Genomic DNA, 23,669 nt, shown 5'->3' on the forward strand with positions numbered 1-23,669 from the left:
TCCCAGCTTTGTTTTTTCATCAAGACTTTTTAGGCGCAAGTCGGAAAGTTTTATTTAAGAACAGATTAAATCTAATTAGAAAGAAGGTGCCGCTTTATGGCAAATCCAATTGTTGCTATTGTTGGACGCCCCAATGTTGGCAAGTCCACGCTGTTCAACCGGGTTGCCGGCGAACGAATCTCAATCGTTGAAGATACGCCAGGCGTTACGCGTGACCGCATCTATGCCCACGGCGAATGGCTGGGCAAGCATTTTAGCTTGATTGATACTGGTGGGATTGAAATGTCTGATCAGCCACTGTCAACTCAGATTCGTGAACAGGCTGAAGTAGCCATTGATGAAGCCGACGTAATCGTAATGGTCGTCGACGTGCGCAGTGGGGTTACTGATGCCGATGAGCAGGTTGCGCAGATTCTGTATCGTTCCGATAAGCCGGTCGTTTTGGCGGTCAATAAGGTTGATAATCCAGAACGACGCTCGGATGTCTATGACTTCTACTCGCTAGGTCTGGGTGAACCATATCCCGTTTCCAGCGTCCATGGCGTCGGGGTCGGGGATCTTTTGGATGCCGTCATCAAAAACTTCCCCGAAAATGCCGCTAATGAAGAAGATGACACGATTCATTTCAGCTTGATTGGCCGGCCCAACGTTGGCAAGTCCTCAATCGTCAATGCCATGCTGGGTGAAGACCGGGTAATCGTATCCAATATTGCCGGGACGACGCGTGATGCGATTGACACTCATTTCAAGGCTGATGGTCGTGAGTTTACGATGGTTGACACGGCTGGGATCAAGAAAAAAGGCAAGCTTTATGAAAATACCGAACGCTATGCTCTGATGCGCTCGATGCGGGCGATTGATGGCAGTGACGTGGTATTGGTCGTTTTAAACGCCGAAGAGGGCATTCGCGAGCTGGACAAGCATATTGCCGGTTACGCGCATGAGGCTGGCAAGGGGATCATTATCGTAGTCAACAAATGGGATACGATTCCAGATCGCGACCAGCGCACGATGACTGACTTTACCAATCTGATTCGCCAGGAGTTCCAGTATCTCAGCTACGCGCCGATTATCTTTGTTTCGGCTAAAACCCGCCAGCGGCTGATCAAGCTGCCAAAGATGATTGAAGAGGTCTATGATCACTGTCGTCGCCGGATTCAATCATCCGTGCTCAACGACGTCATTATGGATGCAATTGCGGCTAATCCAACGCCAAGCACGAATGGTCGTCGTCTGCGCGTCTATTATGCAACTCAGGTGGCAATTGAGCCGCCAACGTTCGTTATTTTTGTCAACGATCCCGACCTGATGCACTTCTCTTATGCCCGTTATTTAGAAAATCAGATTCGGCAGGCGTTTGATTTTTCAGGTACGCCGATTCATCTGATCAAACGGAAGCGGAAGTAGGCTGTGCCATAGGATCGACAGCGGTTTTTGTCCCCAAAACCAAACCGGACTAATCTTAGATGATGCTGGCTTTTATCAGCTTTTGGCAATTGGAAACGGCTAAATCAGCTAAATTTTAATGATAACGTTCGCAAATCGGCGTTTAATTGAAATTTCATTTAAAAAGTCCGTTAAACCGCTTGTCAGCGCGGTTTCACTATGCTAATCTAGTTTTTGAAATGATGCGTGAGCACGTTATTGTTTCGTTAATTTTGGACCACTCAAAATTAACTGATCCTATGACGAGGAAATTTCCATCGTCAATGGTGGGAGGTGAAACACATGGCAAACAAAGCACAACTGGTTAGCGACGTTGCTACGGCAACTGGTCTGACGAAGAAGGATGCTACGGCTGCTGTAGACGCTGTCTTCAGTTCCATCCAAGCATCTCTGGCCAAGGGTGAAAAGGTTCAATTAATCGGTTTTGGTAACTTTGAAGTACGGCAACGCGCCGCACGTAAAGGTCGCAACCCACAAACTGGACAAGAAATTGAAATCCCTGCAAGCAAGGTTCCAGCATTCAAGCCGGGCAAAGCTTTGAAGGACGCCGTTAAGTAATTAACGACGATAAAAAAATGAAGCGACGATCGTTTTTAACGGTCGTCGCTTTTCTTATCATGGATTTAAAATGACCACCATTTGGATTTGATAAAGTACTTAAATTTGATATCTCTGACTGATAGGACTTTATCATGAGTGCTGACGCTGTTTTATGTTAAACTAAAAAAGCATGATTAAATTAAGGGGGAAATAGCGTGACCTTTTCCGAAAAATGTCTGCAGGCAATTGAAGATGGCAACATGGAAGAAGCCCAAAAAGAATTTGCCTGGGCGCTGCGCAAAGACGATGATGAGATTCTGTTCAATCTGGCGGAACAGCTATACGCGCTGGGCCTGATGCCGCAAGCTCGCCGCGCCTATCTGAAGCTGTTGGAGCGCTATCCGGATGAAGATGAGCTGCGAACCGCGCTGGCTGAGATTGCGATCGATAATGGTCATAACGATGAGGCATTGGCCTATCTGACGCAGATTGCGCCTGATTCGCCAGCTTATGTCCAGGCACTGCTGGTGGCGGCAGACCTTTACCAAACCGAGGGACAGTTTGAGGTAACGGAAGCCAAGCTCAAACAAGCCTATCAAGCAGCCCCAGAAGAGCCGGCCGTTTTGTTTGCCATGGGTGAGTTCTACTATCTGGTGGGTCAATTTGACAAAGCAGTGCCGTTTTATTTTGCGCTGATTCAAACCGGTGCCGTAGAGTTTGCCAAGGTTGATATCGCGGCGCGCTTAGGAATGGCCTACGCACAAAGCGGTCATTATGAGCAGGCATTGGGCTATCTCAAGCAGGTTGCACCAGCATATCAGACCAGCGACGTTCGTTTTCAAACCGGACTGACGCAGCTGGAATTGGGTGAATTCAAGGATGCCATTGAAACGCTGACTGATCTGATCAAAGACGATGACCAGTACGCCTCGGCTTATCCTGCCTTGGCGCGGGCCTATGAGCAGACGCAACAGTATGAGGCCGGTCTGAAAGCCGTTCAAGAAGGTCTGGGCGTTGATCAGTACAATGAGAATCTTTTTGCATTGGCGGCAAGAATGGCCAGTCACGTTGGCGATTTTAAACTGATGCAAAAATATCTGCAGCAGGCTCATGAGCTGGATCCGGACAATTTGACGATTACTTTGGAATACAGCAATCTGCTGATCAAGCTGGGCGAGCACCAGGTCAATGTCAAGCTGCTGGCCCCGTTGGTCAAGGCAGATGAAGTCGATCCCCAGCTGGATTGGAATCTGGCAGTCTCCTATCAGGTATTGGAAAAATACGACCTGGCCGAACGGTTCTATCAGGCAGCGATGCCAAGCTATAATGAAAACGTTGATTTTTTAAAGAATCTGATCAGCTTTTACCAAGAAACCGGGCAGCGTGACTTGATGATCGATGAAATGGAGCATTACGTACGGCTTAATCCAGCTGATACTGAAATGCAGGAGCGCCTGGATCAAGAAATGTTCTAAATAAAAAAGGTTCCGTATCATGCGGAACCTTTTTATTTTAGCTGTAGCAAGAGACGCTGATAATAGAGCAGGGACTGTGGATTTAATCTGAGTCGAGTCTGCAGCTCTTGGGGCGTGGCGTCGCGATGCTGAGCAATCTCATAAAGAATATAGCTTTGGTGCAGATACTTGGGAGCCAGCTTAAAGCCCAGGTATTCCTCATCGGCTTTGAGGTATTTAAACAAACCGGCATTGCTGATCCAGGGATGCTCGCGGTTCAGCCGCTGCTTTAAAAAAATATCCTGGCAGTTCTGCAACTGCTGGATCGGTGCGATATAGGCAGCAAAGGTCTTCATAAAATCTCGTTCGACGGCGTTTTTGGGTTGCAGGCTGCGCCATACGTCGCCAAATCCTGGCTGCAGAAACTCAGCAACCGTATAGCCGCGACTGCTCAAAAACAAAACGGCGCGCGTGTAGAGCTGCAGCTGATCGTCGGCGAGAATGTCGTCCAGCTTGAGCAGCCATTTAGTGGAAAGATGCTGATTGGGCTTGGTTGCCTTGCCATGAATCGTCAGCGTGGGATAGTTGTCGATCAGCTGATGCGTAAACAAAAAGCGGAAATAGCGGCTGAGCTGAGAAAGCACCTTGTTAAAAGTCGCCAGGGTAATGTCCTGCTCGTCACGCAGCCAGTTCAGGTAGGCTCGGACATCGGTTTCCGTTACGTTGTTGGCACTGGGATCATGAGCATAGATCGGACGCTGATCCTCGAGATAGTTAAATAATTGACGCAGCGTGGCATCATAGGCATCAATGGTCATCTGCGCGCGGCCAATGGCTTTAAGCTCCCGATGAAAGGCAGTCTGGTAAGGATATTGATCCATAAAAAGATCCTTTCTGATTTATTTTAGGTAGTAATGATTTACCTTAACAATAACGCGAAACCTAACCGAAAGCAAGTATAACCGATTGCAGCTGCCGTTATAAACCAATCCGGGCTGTTGGGATTGGTTTCAAGTCGACTGGGTCGAATCAATGTTCTTAGACAATAATTACTAGGGAGAGATTGATAAAGTTGGCTAAATTGCAGATCTCGTTTTCGAGTCCTGGAAAGTTTGCTAAAATGGTTAGGACTGGTTATGACAACCAAATCCACGAAACAAGGAAATGATATCCGTGAAAATCGAAAAACTGCCGGCCGTCTTTGAACCAGCACGGCCGATTCTGCAGCGAATTGAACAGGCTGGCTATGAGGCCTATTTTGTCGGCGGCTGCGTGCGCGATACGATTTTGGGCGATCCGATTCATGACATCGACATTGCCACCAGCGCCTATCCGGCCGAAATCAAGCAGATCTTTAATCGTACGGTTGATACTGGCATTGAGCATGGGACGGTCATGATTTTAGATCATGGCGTTGGCTACGAAACGACCACTTTTCGAACTGAATCTGGCTACCAGGACTTTCGCCGTCCAGATTCGGTAACGTTTGTCCGCTCACTGGCAGAAGACTTAAAGCGGCGCGACTTTACGATCAATGCCTTGGCGCTGAAGGAAAACGGCGAGGTCATCGATTTATTTGATGGGCTGGGCGACTTAAAGCGGCACTTGATCAAGGCGGTGGGTGAACCGGCTGAACGTTTTCATGAAGACGCGCTGCGGATGATGCGGGCCGTTCGTTTTGCCAGCAAGCTTGACTTTCAGATTGATGAAAAGACCAGACAAGGCATTCAAGAAAATGCACCGCTTCTAGAAAAGATTGCCATTGAACGGATTCGCGTTGAATTTGAGAAGCTTTTGCTTGGTCAAAATCCAACCGCTGGCCTCAAGGACCTGCTCGTTACTGATCTATACCGCTACTGTCCAAGATTGGCCGATCAAAAAATGGCTCTGGAGCAGCTTTTGGACCTTAAGCAATGGCATCTGAAAACCGAAGCCGAAGCCTGGGCAGTGCTGATGCAGGTCATGCGGTTTGATCATCCCCAGCGCAATGCATTTTTAAAGGCTTGGAAGACATCCAATGATCTGATCAGCGACGTCCAAAAAATCGTACCAGCCGTCCAAGCAATCTTAAACGATCAATTGACGCCCAAGCTCTTGTTTGATACTGGCGACCGACTGCTGCTCAGTGCCAATCGCGTGGCGGCAATGTTTGGCCACAGCCTAGAAGAACTTGATTTGCGCGATCGCTATCAGGCTTTGCCGATTAAAAGTACAAAAGAGCTGGCAGTTAATGGCGGTCAGCTGATCAAACTGGCGCATGTCAAGCCTGGGCCAAAGATGGGGCAGATTTTGCATCAATTGCAGCAGCAGGTCTTGGATCGCAGTCTGCCCAATGATCAAAATGCTTTGTTGGCGGCAGCTGCACAATTAGCAAAAGAGGAAGATTAATGAAAACATTAAGAGCTGAAAATCTAACCAGCACGTATGGCGAAAAAACGCTGTTTAAAGACGTTTCGTTTATTATCAACGAACAGGATCGGATTGGATTGATCGGCACCAACGGCAGCGGCAAGACCTCGCTTTTAAACGTTATCAGTGGCGCGGTCAGTCCTGAGGCCGGCGAGATCATCAAACCCAGCGACTATTCGATTGGCTTTTTGAAGCAGCAGCCAGACCTGGATGAAGAAAAAACGATCATGGATGCCGTGTTTGCTGGCGGGCAGCCAGTCTTTCAAACGATTCGGCAATATGAAAAAGCGCTGCTGGATTATAGCGCGCATCCTGAAGATTCCAGATTAAGCGATCGATTTACCAAGATGCAGGCTGCCATGGATCAAGAGGACGCCTGGGAAGCCGACAGCCGCGTCAAGACGATTTTAACGCAGCTGAAAATCAATGACGCCAATCAAAAAATCAAGGAGCTTTCCGGTGGTCAGCGCAAGCGGGTTGGCCTGGCTCAGGTTTTGATTCAAGAACCCGATCTGCTGATGTTAGACGAGCCAACCAACCATTTGGACATCGACTCGATCATGTGGCTGCAGGACTATCTGGCCAGCTATCGTGGGGCCGTGCTGGTCGTTACGCATGACCGCTACTTTTTGGATCAGGTTGCCAATCATATCTGGGAGCTGTCGTTTGGCAAGCTTTATCATTATGACGGCAACTATCAGGACTTCGTAGCCCAAAAAGCGACCCGGGTTGAACTGGCACAGGAAGGCGAGCGCAAGCGGCAGGCCCTTTACAAAAAAGAGCTGGCCTGGATGCGGCATGGAGCCAAGGCGCGCTCAACCAAGCAAAAGGGCCGGATCAATCGTTTTAACGAACTCAAGGACAACCTGGGCAAGCTTAAAGTCGATGAGGACATCTCGATTGAACTGGGCTCGCAGCGACTGGGTAAAGACGTTATTGAAATGCAGCATGCCAATCTTAAGTATGGCGATCATGAAATTTTAGACGACTTCAACTGGCTGGTGCAGGCCGGCGATCGAATCGGTATTACCGGCGAAAATGGTGCCGGCAAGACCTCGCTTTTAAATGTGATTGCTGGCCGCACCAAGCTTGATTCAGGCGTTTTGAAGATTGGCGAGACCGTTAAGCTGGGATACTACACGCAGCAGACGGAAGGCATTGATGACGACAAGCGTATGATCAGCTATCTGACTGAAGTGGCTGACAATGTGGTCGATAAAAACGGCAATCGGGTCAACGTAACACAGCTGCTGGAGCGTTTCTTGTTTCCGCGATTTATGCATGGGACGCTGATTCGGAAGCTTTCTGGTGGTGAAAAGCGGCGGCTGTATCTGTTAAAGATCTTGATGCAGCAGCCAAACGTCCTGCTTTTGGATGAGCCGACCAACGATTTGGACATTGGCACGTTGACGGTATTGGAAGACTATTTGGACGATTTCGCTGGAACGGTCATTACGGTTTCGCATGACCGCTACTTTTTGGACAAGGTGGCTGATAATCTGCTGATCTTCCATGGTCAAGGCAAGATTGAGCGCTACCGCGGCTACTACACTGAATATCTCAAAAAGGCCCAAGCTGATGCACAGGCGGCTCAGGCAGCTAAATCCGCAGCCAAGGCAGCCGCCAAGAAAACGGCTGCCCCTGCTAAAACGGCCAACACTGCCAAGGTAAAGACCAAGCTGACCTATGCCGAAAAACTGGAATGGGATCATATTGACGAAGAAATCGATCAGCTAGACGAACGTCAAAAACAAATCGAAAATGAAATGGCCGCAAATGGTGACAACTATGCCAAGTTGGCTGAGCTGCAAAAAGAATTGAATGAAGTGCAAAAAGCCTTGGCAGACAAGACTGAACGCTGGGAGTATCTTAGCGAATTCGTAGATGAATAGTAAAATAGACGCGCCTATCGCAGTGATGTGCTAGAATGAAACTTATTTGATGATTGAAAGGAAGATAAGACATGGCAGTCAATGATAATGAACAGCAGTATCTGGATCTGGCCCGCTACGTATTAGAGCATGGGCACGAAAAGAGCGACCGGACAGGAACGGGAACGCGCTCGGTTTTCGGCTATCAGATGCATTTTGATCTCAACGCCGGTTTTCCGATTCTAACCACCAAATTTGTTCCGTTTGGTCTGATCAAAAGCGAGCTGCTGTGGTTTTTGCGCGGCGATACCAACATTCGCTTCCTGCTGCAGCACAAGAATCATATCTGGGATGAATGGGCCTTTAAAAAATGGGTGGAAAGTCCAGAATACCAAGGCCCTGATATGACGGATTTTGGTCACCGCTGGCTTAAGGATCCCGAATTTAAAAAGGTCTATCTCGAAGAAAAAAAGGCCTTTTGCGATCGCATCTTGAATGATGATGAGTTTGCGCAAAAATATGGCGATCTGGGGCTGGTCTATGGCTCACAATGGCGGCATTGGAAAACCAGCGATGGCCACTACATTGATCAGATTGCCAAAGTAATTGAACAGATCAAGACCACGCCGGATTCACGTCGGATGATCGTTTCGGCCTGGAATCCAGAAGACGTGGACAGCATGGCACTGCCGCCTTGCCACACGATGTTTCAATTCTACGTCAATGATGGCAGGCTAAGCTGTCAGCTGTATCAGCGCAGTGCCGATATTTTCTTAGGCGTGCCATTCAACATCGCCAGCTATGCGCTTTTGACGCACATGATTGCCAAGGAGTGCGGCCTGGGCGTGGGCGAGTTCGTGCATACTTTAGGAGATGCGCATATTTACAGCAATCACATTGAACAGATCAAAGAACAGCTTTCACGGACGCCGCATCCAGCACCAAAACTGATTCTGCCGGCCGATCCAAAACCAGTTGATCAGTATGAAATGGAAGACATTAAGCTGGAAAACTATGAGCACGAGGCCGGGATCAAGGCCCCAGTTGCCGTTTAAGGGGTGTTTTTATGAATCAGCTGGACTTTATCTGGGCTCAGGATCCAGACGGCTATATCGGCAAAAATGGTACCATGCCATGGCATTTGCCTGCCGATTTGAAGCATTTTAAAGCCGTGACGCTCAATCATCCGGTAATTATGGGTGCCAATACGTTTAAATCGATCGGCCGACCACTGCCGAAGCGAAAAAATATCGTCTTGACGCATCAAAAACTGGACGATGCCAAGATTACGGCGGTACACAGTGTCGAAGAGCTAAAGGAGCTGCTGACGGATCGCTTGGCTGGCCAGCGCTGTTTTGTCATTGGCGGAGCACAGATCTATCAAACGCTGCTGCCATTAGCTGGCGATCTTTATCGAACGGTGGTTGAACGGCGCTTTGGCGGAGATACCAAAATGCCGGCCATTGACTATCAGGGATGGCGTTTGGCAGATGTGGAGAAAATAAAAAGCGATCAGCCGGACGTTCCCGACTGCCGCTTTGAGCATTGGATTAAAAACTAGACGTAAAATAGGATCGAAAAGTAGATGAATGCCGTGCCGACCATGACAAAAAGATGCCAGATCAGATGCGTGTAACGGGTTGGCATGCTGTAGAGCAGGGCCCCCAGCGTATAGGTGATACCTCCCGCCAGCAGCAGGCCAAAGCCAACTGGTCCCAAGGCGTGCCAAAGCGGCCAGAATGCCAGTACGCACATCCAGCCCATAATCACGTAAAAAATCGTCGACCATTTGCTCTTTTTTTGAAACCAGATGCTTTTATAGATGATGCCAGCAGTCGCCATGGCCCAGATAATGCCAAACAGCGTCCAGCCCTGCCAGCCTTTAATGGCCACCAGACAGTATGGCGTGTAGCTGGCGGCAATGACCAGGTAGATCATGTTGTGGTCCAGAATCTGAAAGACCCGTCTAGCACGAGTAAAGATCAGCGAGTGAAACAGTGTTGAGGCTAAAAAGAACAGGACTAAAGCCGCGCCATAGATTGAAAAAGTAACGATGCGCATGGGGCTGCCGGTATGTACCGCCCGCACGATCAAGATCACTAATCCGGCAATGGCCAGGGCCGCGCCAACACCGTGAGTAATGGCATTGGCGATTTCAATTAAAAGAGTTTGGCGACGTGAGGTTGAGTTTTTCATCTGCAAGCTGAATACTCCTTTCATAAAAATGCTCGGCAATGAAATCAGCCGTTATTTCTGCTATACTAAAGTTAATTATCAAGGCAGTTTGCATGCCCGGCAGACTAAGTTTATAATGTATTTAGTCTTTAAAATAATGTATCTAGTTTACGATACTAGATACATTATATCAAACTTGATCAGGAAGTGGGTAATTTCCATGTCAAAGATTAAAATTGTGGCTGACTCTTCAGCTGGCCTTACCGACGAAGAAATTAAGAAATATGATATTACGATCGTACCGCTGTCAGTAATGATTGACGGGACGGTTTACGTTGAGCGAGAAACGATCACCAATGATCAGTTCCCAACGATGATGAAAAACGCCAAGTCGCTGCCTAAGACCTCACAGCCGCCGATTGGCAAGTTCGTTGATGCCTTTGACCAGGCAGGAGCTGATGGCAGCGAGGTGCTGTGCGTTACCATGATGGCTTCAATCAGCGGTACGGTTCATGCGGCGGAGCAGGCTGCCAACATGACCAAGACCAAGGTAACGGTTTATGATTGTCAAACTACTGATCGCTGCATGGCGTTTCAAATTATTGAAGCCGCTAAAGTCATTGAGAATGGCGGAACGGTTGCTGATGCAATTGCCAAGATGAAAGACGTCTTTCAAAAGAGTAAGCTTTATCTGGCAATCGACAATCTCGACAACCTGGTTGCTGGGGGCCGAATCAGCAAATTTGCCGGTGCCCTGTCGCGCTTTATGAATATCAAGGTTATGCTCCAAGTCTATGATGGTGAGATTCACGTGGCTTCTAAAGGCCGCGGGATGAAGGCCATTCATAAGGAATGGGACAAGATCTTAGATGAGATGGCAAATGGCCCTAAAGTTTTAGGCGTTGGTATCTCACACGTTGAGGGAATGAGCGAAGTTGAGCGCTTAAAAGAAAAGGTTCAGGCAATCTGCCCCGATCTGCCAATCGTTGTTCGTGAAACGGTACCAATTATTGCCACGCACACGGGCCTAGGTGCCTGCTGTCTGCTTTACTATACTGAGTAATCAAGAAGTCTGATGCGAAATTGCATCGGGCTTTTTTAATATCTACTGATGTATAAAAAATGAATAAAAATCATTAAACAATCAAAGTAAAATGATTTAATTTATTTAAATAAATGAGAATATCAGCAAAGATAAATGCAAAAAGATGGTCAAATTTAAGCGTATAAGGTCTAAAAAAACGTTTTTTTTGATTAATATGTAAGCGATTGATTTTGAAACAATAATCATTAATTTTAGAAATATGCTTGACAAACGCATAGCTATCCATTAAATTAAATAACAATCTATATGTCCTTTAAATTTAGTCCCGTGAGGCTAGCAAGGCAGTATCGTTTAAATTTGGTCGACGTTTGGTCGCGTTTTTTAAACAATATGTTGGAGCACTGGTTCACGAGTCGTGAGGCAGTGCTTTTTTATTGGACAAATTTTGTAAGGAGTTTGGCGAAATGAAGGAATTTTATGATGCGATGGCCATGAAACGGGCCTTAACGCGAATCACCTACGAAATTGTCGAAAGCAATAAGGGTACGCAGGATCTGGTTCTGGTTGGGATCAAGACGCGGGGAGTCTATTTGGCGCGTCGCATTGCCGATCAGCTGCAGAAACTGGAAAACGTGCAGGTACCGGTTGGTGAGCTGGACGTTACCAACTATCGCGATGATCGACGACCAGACACCGCTAAGGAAAATCTAAGGCTGGGCGTTGACATCAATGATAAGCGCGTGGTGCTGGTCGATGACGTGTTCTTTACCGGCCGGACGATCCGGGCAGCCATGGATGCAATTATGGATCAAGGGCGGCCCAAGCGCGTCCAGGTTGCGGTTTTGGTTGATCGTGGTCATCGTGAGCTGCCGATTCGGCCTGATTTTGTCGGCAAAAACATTCCAACGTCCATGCAGGAACGAGTAAAGGTCAACGTCAGCGAGACTGATGGACAAGACAGCGTCGTTTTGATCAAGCAGGGTGAATTGGCACAGGCCTGATTGAGTGAGATTGTTTAGAAAAGGGAGATTGCAATGAAACGTTATTTGATTATGGAGGATGGCTCGATCTATGAGGGCGAGGGCTTTGGTGCCGATGTGCAGACCACTGGCGAAGTCGTCTTTACTACGGGGATGACCGGCTATCAAGAGGCCATTACCGACCAGTCGTATGCCAATCAGATCCTGGTGTTTACCAACCCGCTGATCGGCAATTACGGTGTCACGCTGGATGATTTTGAATCACTGCAGCCGCAGATCAAAGGCGTCATCTGTCGACAGGTGGCGCGGATTCCTAGCAACTGGCGCATGCAGGACACGTTGCCCGGTTTTTTGGAAAAGATGAACATTCCGGGCCTGCAGGGAATTGATACGCGTGAGCTGGTTCGCAAGCTGCGTCATTTTGGCACGCTGCGCGGACGAATTGCCGATTCAATCACCGATGCTGACAGTGTGGTTAAAGAATTAAAGCGTCAAAATCCAACTAAAGGCATCATCAGTCAGGTCTCAACCAAGACGCTCTATCCTAATCCAGGAACCAAGCGCAATATCGTGGTGGTTGATTTTGGCGCCAAGCACAGTATTCTGCGCGAGTTGGCCAAGCGAGACTGCAATACGATCGTGGTACCTTATTCAACAACGGCTCAAGAAATCTTGAATCTGCATCCGGATGGCGTTTTGCTTTCCAATGGTCCCGGCAATCCCGAAGAAATGACGGCCGCAGCTGAAATGGTGGCTGAGATTGAGAAACACCTGCCAGTATTTGGCATCTGCATGGGTCATCAGATTTTTGCCTTGGCTAACGGGGCCAGCACCTACAAGATGAAATTTGGTCATCGTGGATTTAATCATCCGGTCAGAGACATTGCATCCGGTCAGATCGTCTTTACCTCACAAAATCATGGCTACGCGGTTGATCCCGCTTCAGTTGATAAAGAAAAACTGATGATCACGCATGTCGAGATCAATGATGGGACGGTTGAAGGTTTGCGTCATCGTCAATATCCGGCCTTTTCGGTTCAGTTCCACCCGGATGCCGCGCCGGGTCCGCATGATGCCGATGGTTTGTTTGATGACTTTATCAGCATGGTAGATCAACGAAAGGAAGCACGCACCAATGCCTAAACGGACAGATATTCATAAAATTTTGGTAATCGGCTCGGGGCCAATTATTATTGGTCAGGCCGCGGAATTCGACTATTCAGGAACTCAAGCCTGCATGGCCCTGCGCGAGGAAGGCTATGAAACGGTGCTGGTCAATTCCAATCCCGCTACGATCATGACGGATACGGAAATTGCCGATCACGTCTATATTGAGCCATTAACGGTCGAATCGGTATCACGAATTATTCGCCAGGAATATCCAGATGCAATTCTGCCAACGCTGGGTGGGCAGATTGGCTTGAACCTGGCCGTGGCGCTTGGCAAGACCGGTATCTTAGATGAACTTAACATCCAGATGCTGGGCACCAAGCTGGCTTCAATTGATGAGGCCGAGGACCGTGAAAAATTCAAAGAGCTGATGCAGCGCTTAAATGAGCCGGTACCTGCTTCCAAAACGGTGGCCACGGTTGCAGAGGCGCTTGAGTTTGCTCATGAGATCGGTTATCCGGTGATCGTGCGGCCAGCCTTTACAATGGGGGGTACTGGCGGCGGCATGTGTCATAATGATGACGAGCTGAAGGCCATTGCTGCTAATGGTCTGGATCTTTCACCGGCAACTCAGTGTCTGATCGAAAAATCAATTGCTGGCTATAAAGAAATTGAGTTTGAGGTGATGCGTGATGCAGCCGACAATGCCATGGTAGTCTGCTGTATGGAAAACTTTGATCCGGTCGGGATTCATACGGGTGACTCAATTGTTTTTGCTCCATGTCAGACGCTTTCTGATCGTGAATATCAGATGCTGCGTGACTGCGCGCTCAAACTGATTCGGGCGCTCAAGATCGAAGGCGGCTGCAACGTTCAATTAGCCCTTGATCCTAACAGCTATCAATATAACGTGATCGAAGTCAATCCGCGGGTTTCGCGTTCTTCAGCATTGGCTTCCAAGGCAACTGGCTATCCAATCGCTAAGATGGCAGCCAAGATCGCGGTGGGGCTGACCTTAGATGAGATCAAGAACCCGGTTACTGGGACGACGTTTGCTGAATTTGAGCCGGCACTGGACTATGTAGTCTGCAAGATTCCGCGTTGGCCATTTGACAAGTTTACGCATGCTGATCGTCGGCTAGGCAGTCAGATGAAGGCAACCGGTGAAGTCATGGCAATCGGCCGCAACTGTGAGGAAGCCGTTCAAAAAGCCGTTCGCTCCCTGGAAATCGATCAAAAAGACCTGTTTTCAAAGGAGGCGCAGTCAGCATCTGATACTGAGCTGGAAGATAAGCTGGTGCACGTTCAAGACGATCGAATCTTTTATCTGGCTGAGGCGCTGCGGCGTGGCTACAGCCTAGAAGACCTGCATGAGCTGACTAAGATTACCGTTTACTTTTTGGATATCTTAAAACATATCGTGGAACTGGAAGATCAGATCAAGGCCAGCCCTAAAGACGCCGCTGTGTTAAAACTGGCTAAGCAGTACGGCTTTTCTGATCCAACGATTGCCGATCTCTGGCAGACTGATGTCGACAGCGTCCGTCAGCTGCGGCTGCAAAACGGCATCGTACCAGTCTATAAGATGGTTGATACCTGCGCAGCTGAATTTGAGTCGCAGACACCATATTTCTACAGTACGTATGATCATGAAAATGAAAGCATCAAAAGCACGCGGCCGTCTGTCTTGGTTATCGGCTCGGGCCCGATTCGAATTGGTCAAGGGGTAGAGTTTGACTATGCCACCGTCCACAGTGTTAAGGCAATTCAACGACTGGGCTATGAGGCCATTGTCATGAACTCCAATCCCGAAACGGTTTCAACTGACTTTTCGGTTTCTGACAAGCTTTATTTTGAACCGTTGACGCTGGAAGACGTGCTGAATGTGATCGATCTGGAGCAGCCAATGGGCGTGATCGTTCAATTTGGCGGTCAGACAGCGATCAATCTGGCAGCTGGCTTGGCTGAGCATGGCGTCAAGATTCTGGGAACTACGGTTAAGGATTTGGATGCGGCCGAGGACCGAGAAGTCTTTGATCAAGTCATCAAGAATCTGCAGCTCAAGCAGCCGATTGGGTTAACGGCCACGACTGGAGTAGGCGTCTTAAAAGCGGCTAAGGAGATTGGCTATCCGGTCTTGGTACGGCCAAGCTACGTCTTAGGCGGTAAGGCAATGGAGATCGTCTACAATGAAAAAGAACTGCACGAATATCTCAGCCAAAACGCGCCAGCCGCTGAAGATCATCCAATTTTAGTCGATGCCTATCTGGAAGGGCGTGAATGCGAGGTTGATGCCATCTGTGACGGCAAAGAGGTTCTTTTGCCGGGAATCATGGAGCATATCGAACGCGCCGGCGTGCACTCTGGCGACTCAATGGCCGTCTATCCGCCACAAAGCTTTGATGACGATATTAAGCAGCAGATCGTGGCCGCTACCAAGAAGCTTTGCGTAGCTTTGAAGTGCGTGGGCATCATGAATATTCAATTTATTATTCATAACCATGAGGCCTATGTCTTGGAAGTCAATCCACGGGCCAGCCGGACGGTACCGTTTTTGAGCAAGATTACGGGAATCGAAATGGCTCAGGTAGCAACCCGCGTGATTTTGGGCGAGTCATTGGCCAGTCAAGGATATCAAGATGGTCTCTACCCAGAGTCAAAGACCATTCATGTTAAGGCGCCAGTCTTTAGCTTCAATAAGCTGGATGACGTTGACAGCTACCTGGGACCTGAAATGAAATCTACTGGTGAGGTCATGGGCAGCGACTACACGTTTGAAAAGGCACTCTATAAAGCGTTTGAAGGCGCCAAGATGCATCTGCCGGACTATGGCAATGTTTTACTGACGATTGAGGACCGTGATAAAGAGACGATTTTGCCACTAGCCAAGCGCTTTGCCAAGATCGGCTACCGAATTTTGGCTACGGATGGCACGGCAGATTTCTTAAAGCAAAACGGCCTGCACGTTACGACCGTTGGCAAGCTGCATGAAGAGGATTCCAAGCGGGCCAACATTTTAGACGTCTTAAAGAACAATGACGTGGACCTGGTTATCAATACCATGGAACATGATTATGAAAAGGCTTCTGATGGCTTTGTGATTCGGCAGACGGCAATTGAGCACAATATCCCGCTTTTGACGGCGCTTGATACGGTCAATGCCCTGTTGAAGGCTTTGGAGAGTCGTTCATTTGCTACGCAGGCACTTTAGGCTCAATCATTAAATTTATCAAGCAAAATCGGCTGCCCGTGGTGGTGGTCGGTTTTTATTTTTGAAAAATTTCCGAGCTGATATTAAAAGCGATCCAGCGTAGCGGGACGCTATCAATAGCCTAAGATTAAAGTCAGATGATTCGAATCGTGCTGTTTTTAACGACTGAACGGGTTGACTTAAAGTACGCTTTAAGGATTAAGCTGTACCTAAGTCGATGTATCCGGTTGCTGAAATCGTAAGGAGGAATTTTGGATGAAAACGGCAATTTTTGCTGAACCCGGTAAAATGGTGATTAAAGAGGCTGCCAAGCCAACCTTGCAGGCCGATGATGACGTAATTATTCGCGTGATCCGGACCTGTGTCTGCGGTTCAGATCTATGGGCCTACTCAGCAGGTGATCAAAAAGCCAACGACTCAGTTAACAGCGGTCACGAAGCGCTTGGGATCGTTGAAGAGGTCGGCAGTGCGATTACAACGGTCAAGCCAGGTGATTTTGTTATTGCTCCATTCACGCATGGCTGTGGACATTGTGCTGCCTGTCTGGCCGGCTATGATGGCACCTGCGACGAGCGGGTCCTTTATGATAACTGGAGTGAAGGTTTCCAATCCGAATATATTTGCTTTAAGCATGGCAACTGGGCTTTGATTAAGATTCCTGGTCAGCCAGAAGACTATAGCGAAGGCATGATGAAGTCGTTTATGACGTTGGCCGACGTGATGGCAACTGGCTATCATGCCGCACGAACGGCTGAGGTTAAGCATGGCGATCGTGTTGTTGTCGTTGGTGACGGCGCGGTTGGTCAATGTGCCGTAATTGCTGCTAAAATGATGGGAGCCTCGCAGGTCGTTATCATGAGTCGTCATGAGGATCGGCAAAAACTGGCCCAGGAATTTGGCGCGACGGCGTATGTTGCTGAACGTGGCGATGAAGGAGTAAAAAAGGTCAAGGAGCTGCTTGGCGGTGGTGCTGACGCGGCATTAGACTGTGTCGGTACAGAAGCTTCAATCAATCAGTGTCTGGCAGTAGTTCACAATGGCGCTCACGTCAGTCGAATCGGCGTGCCGCACAGCAATGTCGATCCATTCACGCTGTTTGCCCACAATATTGCAATGGCTGGTGGTTCGGCAAGTGTGACGACCTATGATAAAAACGTGCTTTTAAAGGCGGTCTTGGATGGGCAGATCAATCCAGGCAAAGTGTTTACCAAAACCTACACGCTGGATCAGATCAACGAAGCCTATCGTGATATGGCTGACCGTAAGACGATCAAATCCTACATTGTAATTGAGTAACCCAAATAGTCGCAAAAAAATCGTCCTGTCTGAAGCAAGGCAGGGCGATTTTTTGACTAAAAATAATGCATGAATTCTTAATTTACATATAGTAAGATGAGGGCATTTAAGAAATTATTGCGACTGACGGATTGTTGATCAGACCGTAAGAAAGTTTGATATACTGGTTACTGATGGTCAGGCTGATTGACCCATTCATGCAGAGCCTGATTGGCCAGCTGGTGGGCGCCTTGATTTTCTTTTTCAGGTACCCACTGGACTACGACGGTTTTAAAATCGTCCATGCTGGTTAACAGCTCGTTTAGCTCGTTTTCATAATGACGCGCATGCTCTTTGCCCACAGCGTCGCTCAGCAGGCGGCTGTCGGTATAAAACAGCACGGTCTCTTGATTGGAAAAATGTTTTTTTAAATAGGCAAAGCCTTCAATTGCCGCGGCAAATTCGCCTTGATGATTAGAAGCCCGCGGCAAAAAAGCTTTAAGCTGCTGCTGATGGCCGTCTTTGACAATCAGCATTCCCAGTCCGGTGGGGCCAGGATTGCCTTTGGTGGCAGCATCGGTATATAGTTTGATCATTTGATTACCTCATTGACATTAGGAAGTGATATTTTGGAAGAAGAAAAACGCTACTTTTATCAGCCGGATCTAACCTCGGCAACCATTCAATGGTGCTGGATGCTTTTGATTGGCATTGCCGGTGTCGTAGTCTGGCTGGAGATTACCCATTTTAACTGGATTACGGCATTGCTTTTAGCGCTTTTTATTATTTTAGCAGTTTTGGCGATTGGCCGGCGCACGGTTTTGGTAACGCCGACCAAAATGGTATTTGATCGTATGCTGCAGAATCGTTTTTTGGTCATTCCGCTTAAAGACATTCGCCAGCCTCGCTTTACCAAGCATACCATGACGATCACGGTTAATGGCGAGGTCATGACCTTTTCATTTTCCGCGCGCTCAATCGACTCTTTAAAGATTACGCTGGGTAATGCAGTAAAAAATGAACATGAATAAAACAGAAAAGAATCAATTGAAAAAACAATCGCTGCTGCCATGGTCTTTGATTTTAATCGTTGGTCTGATCATTGTCGATCAAATCGTCAAGCACTGGGTAACCAGCAATATCCCGTTAAATGGCAGCCGAACGTTCATTCCGGGACTGCTGGATCTGGATAATCTGCATAATACCGGGGCAGCTTGGAGCATGTTGGAAGGGCGGCAGTGGTTTTTTGCGGTCATAACGGTAATTGCAATTATCGTGGTAGCTTATCTGATGTGGAAAAATCGCCGCTCTGCCTGGATGATGACAGGACTTTCGCTGATTATGGCTGGTGCAGTCGGTAATTTTATCGACCGGCTCAGTCAGGGATACGTGGTTGATATGTTTGCCCTAAGAAACGTCAATTTCCCAGTATTTAACGTTGCCGATGCCTGTTTAACGGTTGGCGTGTTTATCATGCTGATCGTAGTTTTGAAAGAGGATGATCACAAATGAACTCAGAACGCCAAATCAAGATTGATGCCGATCTGACCGGCCGCATTGACAAGGTTTTGGGCCATTTTCTAAATGATGTTTCCCGCTCGCAGCTGCAGAAATGGATTGAGGATGGCCACGTTACCGTTAATGGGCAGTCCGTTAAAACCAAGTACAAGCTTCAAGTGGGCGATATGGTGCGCATCATACCTGAAGAACCGCAAACCATTGATTTGGAACCAGAAAACATTCCCCTGGATATCGTTTATGAGGATGATGATGTGATCGTCGTCAATAAACCGGCCGGAATGGTAGTGCATCCCGCGCCTGGGCATCCCAGTCATACGCTGGTCAACGCACTGTTGTATCATTCGCCGCTGTCGACGATCAATGGTGAGTTTCGGCCAGGAATCGTCCACCGCATCGATAAGGATACCTCGGGCCTGTTGATGGTGGCCAAAAATGATCTGGCACACCGCAGTCTGGCCGCGCAGCTGAAGTCCAAGACCAACCAGCGCGAGTACGTCGCCTTGGTGCATGGCGTGATCAAAGAGGAGCAGGGAACGATTGATGCGCCGCTGGGTCGTTCCAAAAAAGATCGCAAGAAACAGGCAGTCGTCTTGGATGGCCGTCATGCCGTAACGCATTTTAAGGTACTGAAGCGTTATCAGCACTATACGCTGGTCAAATGTCGGCTGGAGACTGGGCGAACGCATCAGATTCGCGTTCATATGGCCTATATCGGGCATCCCTTGGCTGGCGATCCACTGTATGGGCCACGCAAAACCCTGGCTGGACCGGGACAGTATCTGCATGCTGGTCTGTTGGGCTTTCGACACCCCCGCAGCGGTCAAGAGATGACGTTTACCGCGCCGCTGCCGGACTACTTTACCAAGATGCTTGAACATTTGGACAAAACCGACCGCCGTGATGAATAGTTTTGAGGCGGCTTAAAAAGTGAGATGAGATTGGATGACAGCAAGATATTTGATATTTGAGGATGGCTCCATCTTTGAGGGTGAGGGATTTGGCTCGCCTGCCGTAACTTTTGGCGAGATGGTTTTTAATACCAGTATGACGGGATATCAAGAAATCATTACCAACCAAATCTACCATAATCAAATTGTCGTTTTTACCAACCCCAATATTGGCAATTATGGAATTCAGCGCAATATCTATGAATCAATCGTACCTTCAATCAAAGGCGTTGTCTGCCGTAATTTGGCGCCCTTAAAGGAACGGCGTCATGGAACGACTCTGGATCAGTATTTAAAACAGATGAATATTCCTGGGGTTACCAACGTTGACACGCGGGCCATCGTGCGGCATCTGCGGAAGGTTGGCCAGCCGATGAAGGGCAGTATCGTCCCAGTCCCTGATGATCACGCGTTTGATCAGCTGCATGCTACCGTTTTGACCAATCAGCAGGTTGCTCAGGTTGCCACGCCAAAGCCATTTCCCAATCCAGATATTGGCCGCAGCGTGGTCGTGATTGACTTTGGCCTTAAAAACGGGATCTTAAGGGAGCTTTCGCGGCGTAAGTGCAATGTTACCGTGCTGCCATATACGGCCAGCGTTGATGATATTTTGCGATTGGATCCGGATGGCGTAGTGCTCTCCAGCGGCCCAGGAAACCCTGAATCATTGAAACGATCAGTCTTGGAAATGATTCGGCAAGTTGAGGCTAAGGTCCCCATGTTTGCCATTGGACTGGGGCACGAGCTGTTTGCCTTAGCGAATGGGTGTAAGGTTGAGCGTTTGGCAACCGAGCATCATGGCATGAATCATCCAATCCGAGAGATCATCACCGATCACATTGTTTTTGCTTTTCAAGGTGAGGGTTATGTAATTCGGCGCAACTCAGTCGATCGTTCGCAGCTTTTTATTACCTATGTCGATATGCTTGATGGCACGGTTCAAGGGTTGCGGCATCGTCACTATCCGGCTTTTTCGGTGCAGTTCTTCCCTGATGGCGCGCCTGGTCCGGATGAAACCAACAATCTTTTTGATGAGTTTATGGACATTATGAAGCAGCGCGAGGAGGGATGGCGATGAAAAAGGTTCTTCTGATTGGAGCCGGCGCCGACAGCATTGAACATGGCGATGAGCTTGATGCTGCGGCTTTTCAGGTTGCCAGCGTCTTAAAAGAGCAGGGCTGGGAGACGATCCTCATTGATGACAATCCATTTTCTTTTACCTTGGATTGTCCGGATGCCATCGATCATGCCTGCATCAAGTCACTGACGGTTGAAAATGTCGTTGCCACGATCAAGCAGTATCATCCTGATGCAATCCTGCCAACGTTGGGCGGCCGGCGTGCGTTTGAGCTGATTCAGGCAGTCAGCGAGACCGGCATTCTGCAGGCCGATGACATTGAGCTTTTGGGAGTACCTGAAGCTACGATTCGTCAGATCAACAACCCAATGCTGCTCGGCAAGACGCTGCATAATCTCAACGTGCCTACCAAGGCCATCTCTAAAGTCGATAATTACGTTGATGCACTGGAGATGGTCCAACGGGTCGGCTATCCGATTATAGTGCGCTCTGTATTACCCAAAGGAGCGGGCTGGCGTTCGCTGGTACATGATCAAGATGAGCTTAAGCGGGCCGTGGCAACTGGTCTCAGACAGTCACGCTCGGGTCAGATTACAGTTCAGCAGAGTCTGGCTGGGTTTAAGGAAATCGAGATCGTTGTTTTAAGGGACGGCTTTGGGACGATGATGCAGCTGGCCTGCGTCGAAGATATCGATCCGATTGGCATTCATGCTGGCGATTCAATTGCAGTACTTCCGGCCCAGACGCTGCTTGACCGCGAGATTCAAGACATGCGCGATACGGCATTTGCCATAACGCGCAAACTGCGGATCGTCGGCGTCAATCACGTTCAATTTGCGCTTGATCAAGCTAACGGAAAATTCTACGTGATCAAAAATAATCCTTATTTTGACCGCTTAACGGCTTTTGCGGCAACAGCAACCGGCTATGCCCTGCAGGTCGTCTGTGGCGAATTATATGCCGGCAAGACGCTGCGTGACATTCATCTTGACCACGGCTACTATAAGCACGCGGCCGTGACGGAACCGGTTATGGATCACGTTGCCGTCCGGATGCCAGTCTGGCCGTTTGCCGAACTGCCCGATGCAGATCGGCAGCTTGGCACGCGCAAGAAGTCAACGGGGACGATGATTGGCGTTGGTCGCAGTCTGACTGAGGCCATGTTTAAGGCAATCAGTGACTTTCCAAGAATAGAGCAGGATTCACGCCTGGCAAAACAGGATCAGCTTTCCGATGATGAGCTGGTGCAGCTTTTGATCCATCCGCATGCCGGTCGTCTGTTTACGCTGTTGGCAGCTTTGCGGCGCGGCTACACTGATGATGAGCTGACCGAGCTGACTAAGATCGATGCCTATTACTTTGCCTGTCTGCGTCAGATGCAGACGATTGAAGATGCGCTCAAGGGCCATCCTGGCGATACAGAGCTGTTGGTCAAGGCCAAATACTGCGGCATGAGCGATGAAAGCATTGCTAAGATCTGGCAATGGCCAACGACTAAGGTGGTAGCAATGCGAGACGAGCATGTCATTCACCGAACCTTTAAGGAGCTGGAGCCTTCTGCGGGCGAATTTGATCAGCACACCAACGTTTTTTACTCTACGTATGAAATGGAGGATGAGGCCAATCCAAGTCCTTCGCCAACCGCAGTCGTTGTAGGTACGGGACCATTGCGGCTGGGCAACGGAACTTCCTGTGACTATTTTGTTGCCAACACGCTGCGTGAATTGCGCGACCATGGCTACCAGACCGTCATCATCAATGACAATCCCAGCTCGGTAACCTTGGCGCCGATGCTGGCTCGCAAGCGCTATCTGGAGCCGCTGCAGTCAGAAAACATTCGTGCGGTTTTGGACGTCGAGCATCCGGAAGTCGTATTGATTCCGGCTAGTCGTCATGAATTGATCGACCAGCTGGGACCAATTGCCAAAAACATCCAGATTGCCGAGATTCCTGAAGATCAGCGCCCAACTTCATTAACGGTCGGTGAGCCGCTGGACAGTTTTAACGCACTGTTTGACGGTCAGCTCATCTATCCGCTGGGCATTACGGCAGATCTGCAGTCAACCGATGATCTGAGCTATCAGCCGACTGCGCAGCGTTTTCCGGCCCGCTTGACGCCGCATGATTTTGCTTTGCTGGAAAAGCAAGGTGGTCAGGCTATTAGTGAGCAGAAGGCGCCAGGACTTTACCAGGTTGTTTTTGTACACCGCTTTGATGGTACCTTTAAGCAGCTTTTGGTTCAGCATATGCCATTGCCGGAAATTGCCTTTTTGTCGAAGGTCTTAAAGTTGAATCTGCCGGGAATTACGGTACGCATGGCATTGGGCCGGCTGGATGGCGATGCCCTAAATGAAGCGCTGGTTCCTAAAGGCGAAACCAAAATGGCAGTCTATCGGGCAGTCTTTCCGTTCAAGTCGCTGCATCTTGTTCATGAAAAGCCAACCATCAACCGGGTTTTGGGTGGTCAGATGCAGTTTTTGAGTGATGATGATTTTGAATAGCAATTAAAAGAACCAGGCAGGTCAAGATGTCTGGTTCTTTTAATTTTGCAATCGTTTTTAAATTTGTAAAAAATACAAAAATATTTGATATTTATTAATGAAAGCG

At 48.5% G+C, this 23,669-nt stretch carries 20 protein-coding genes; 17 read left to right on the plus strand and 3 right to left on the minus strand.

Annotated elements, in window-relative coordinates:
- Positions 1-96 precede the first annotated feature (96 nt).
- The 3 genes from der (at position 97) to FC47_RS02260 (ending at position 3,461) form a co-directional block, all read left to right on the plus strand.
- Positions 97-1,407: a ribosome biogenesis GTPase Der gene (gene der, locus FC47_RS02250; RefSeq protein ID WP_033934754.1), complete on the plus strand. Its 1,311-nt coding sequence runs from the start codon at positions 97-99 to the stop codon at positions 1,405-1,407.
- A 321-nt stretch (positions 1,408-1,728) separates the two neighbouring features.
- Positions 1,729-2,004 (plus strand): HU family DNA-binding protein, encoded by a 276-nt coding sequence (locus FC47_RS02255; protein ID WP_033934753.1) that lies wholly within the window; start codon positions 1,729-1,731, stop codon positions 2,002-2,004.
- A gap of 197 nt (positions 2,005-2,201) precedes the next feature.
- Entirely contained in the window at positions 2,202-3,461 is a 1,260-nt protein-coding gene (locus FC47_RS02260; RefSeq protein ID WP_056967734.1) for a tetratricopeptide repeat protein, read from the plus strand.
- A 32-nt stretch (positions 3,462-3,493) separates the two neighbouring features.
- Here the strand turns inward: FC47_RS02260 and FC47_RS02265 are convergent, their stop codons facing one another.
- Positions 3,494-4,321, minus strand: coding sequence for a site-specific integrase (locus tag FC47_RS02265; protein WP_033934751.1), 828 nt, complete (start codon positions 4,319-4,321; stop codon positions 3,494-3,496).
- Positions 4,322-4,613: 292 nt separating this feature from the next.
- Between FC47_RS02265 and FC47_RS02270 the strand changes: the two genes are divergently transcribed.
- The 4 genes from FC47_RS02270 to FC47_RS02285 all read left to right on the plus strand — a co-directional run bounded on the left by FC47_RS02270 (position 4,614) and on the right by FC47_RS02285 (position 9,281).
- Complete coding sequence (locus tag FC47_RS02270) at positions 4,614-5,828, plus strand: CCA tRNA nucleotidyltransferase (RefSeq protein ID WP_056967736.1); 1,215 nt, start codon at positions 4,614-4,616, stop codon at positions 5,826-5,828.
- Complete coding sequence (locus FC47_RS02275; protein WP_056967738.1) at positions 5,828-7,741, plus strand: ABC-F family ATP-binding cassette domain-containing protein; 1,914 nt, start codon at positions 5,828-5,830, stop codon at positions 7,739-7,741. The genes FC47_RS02270 and FC47_RS02275 overlap by 1 nt, the downstream gene beginning before the upstream one ends.
- Positions 7,742-7,812: 71 nt before the next feature.
- On the plus strand, positions 7,813-8,775 hold the full coding sequence (locus tag FC47_RS02280; RefSeq protein WP_033934748.1) for a thymidylate synthase: 963 nt from the start codon (positions 7,813-7,815) through the stop codon (positions 8,773-8,775).
- 11 nt (positions 8,776-8,786) lie between these two features.
- The gene (locus FC47_RS02285; protein WP_056967740.1) at positions 8,787-9,281 is read left to right on the plus strand and encodes a dihydrofolate reductase; all 495 of its coding nucleotides are present in this window, start codon (positions 8,787-8,789) and stop codon (positions 9,279-9,281) included.
- On the opposite strand, the gene trhA is transcribed toward FC47_RS02285, so the two are convergent.
- Positions 9,278-9,916 carry a PAQR family membrane homeostasis protein TrhA gene (gene trhA / locus FC47_RS02290; RefSeq protein ID WP_056967769.1) on the minus strand — a complete coding sequence of 213 codons (639 nt, stop codon included), beginning with the start codon at positions 9,914-9,916 and terminating at the stop codon, positions 9,278-9,280. The genes FC47_RS02285 and trhA overlap by 4 nt on opposite strands.
- 199 nt (positions 9,917-10,115) lie before the next feature.
- Here trhA and FC47_RS02295 point away from each other — a divergent pair, with 199 nt between their 5' ends.
- The 5 genes from FC47_RS02295 (at position 10,116) to FC47_RS02320 (ending at position 17,537) form a co-directional block, all read left to right on the plus strand.
- Positions 10,116-10,958 (plus strand): DegV family protein, encoded by an 843-nt coding sequence (locus FC47_RS02295; protein ID WP_056967742.1) that lies wholly within the window; start codon positions 10,116-10,118, stop codon positions 10,956-10,958.
- A gap of 446 nt (positions 10,959-11,404) precedes the next feature.
- Complete coding sequence (pyrR, locus tag FC47_RS02305) at positions 11,405-11,941, plus strand: bifunctional pyr operon transcriptional regulator/uracil phosphoribosyltransferase PyrR (protein ID WP_056967745.1); 537 nt, start codon at positions 11,405-11,407, stop codon at positions 11,939-11,941.
- A 33-nt stretch (positions 11,942-11,974) separates the two neighbouring features.
- A complete protein-coding gene (locus FC47_RS02310) occupies positions 11,975-13,063 on the plus strand; it encodes a carbamoyl phosphate synthase small subunit (protein ID WP_033934743.1) in 1,089 nt (362 codons plus the stop codon).
- Positions 13,056-16,241, plus strand: coding sequence for a carbamoyl-phosphate synthase large subunit (carB, locus tag FC47_RS02315; RefSeq protein ID WP_056967747.1), 3,186 nt, complete (start codon positions 13,056-13,058; stop codon positions 16,239-16,241). The genes FC47_RS02310 and carB overlap by 8 nt, the downstream gene beginning before the upstream one ends.
- A 255-nt stretch (positions 16,242-16,496) precedes the next feature.
- Positions 16,497-17,537 (plus strand): zinc-binding dehydrogenase, encoded by a 1,041-nt coding sequence (locus FC47_RS02320; protein WP_045025407.1) that lies wholly within the window; start codon positions 16,497-16,499, stop codon positions 17,535-17,537.
- A gap of 167 nt (positions 17,538-17,704) precedes the next feature.
- On the opposite strand, the gene FC47_RS02325 is transcribed toward FC47_RS02320, so the two are convergent.
- Positions 17,705-18,112, minus strand: a complete 408-nt coding sequence (locus FC47_RS02325; protein ID WP_045025406.1) for a ribonuclease HI family protein — start codon at positions 18,110-18,112, stop codon at positions 17,705-17,707.
- A gap of 33 nt (positions 18,113-18,145) precedes the next feature.
- On the opposite strand from FC47_RS02325, the gene FC47_RS02330 reads away from it, so the two are divergent.
- The 5 genes from FC47_RS02330 to FC47_RS02350 are packed head-to-tail and all read left to right on the plus strand — an operon-like array spanning position 18,146 to position 23,563.
- A complete protein-coding gene (locus FC47_RS02330) occupies positions 18,146-18,547 on the plus strand; it encodes an EbsA family protein (protein ID WP_045025405.1) in 402 nt (133 codons plus the stop codon).
- Positions 18,540-19,028 carry a signal peptidase II gene (gene lspA / locus FC47_RS02335; protein WP_048345222.1) on the plus strand — a complete coding sequence of 163 codons (489 nt, stop codon included), beginning with the start codon at positions 18,540-18,542 and terminating at the stop codon, positions 19,026-19,028. The genes FC47_RS02330 and lspA overlap by 8 nt, the downstream gene beginning before the upstream one ends.
- Positions 19,025-19,945: an RluA family pseudouridine synthase gene (locus FC47_RS02340; RefSeq protein WP_056967749.1), complete on the plus strand. Its 921-nt coding sequence runs from the start codon at positions 19,025-19,027 to the stop codon at positions 19,943-19,945. The genes lspA and FC47_RS02340 overlap by 4 nt, the downstream gene beginning before the upstream one ends.
- A 34-nt stretch (positions 19,946-19,979) precedes the next feature.
- On the plus strand, positions 19,980-21,062 hold the full coding sequence (locus FC47_RS02345; RefSeq protein ID WP_034540874.1) for a carbamoyl phosphate synthase small subunit: 1,083 nt from the start codon (positions 19,980-19,982) through the stop codon (positions 21,060-21,062).
- On the plus strand, positions 21,059-23,563 hold the full coding sequence (locus FC47_RS02350; RefSeq protein WP_235803981.1) for a carbamoyl phosphate synthase preATP-grasp domain-containing protein: 2,505 nt from the start codon (positions 21,059-21,061) through the stop codon (positions 23,561-23,563). Before FC47_RS02345 ends, FC47_RS02350 begins: the two co-directional genes overlap by 4 nt.
- The last annotated feature ends 106 nt before the right edge of the window (positions 23,564-23,669 follow it).

The organism is Limosilactobacillus mucosae DSM 13345, assembly GCF_001436025.1.
Lineage (GTDB): Bacteria > Bacillota > Bacilli > Lactobacillales > Lactobacillaceae > Limosilactobacillus > Limosilactobacillus mucosae.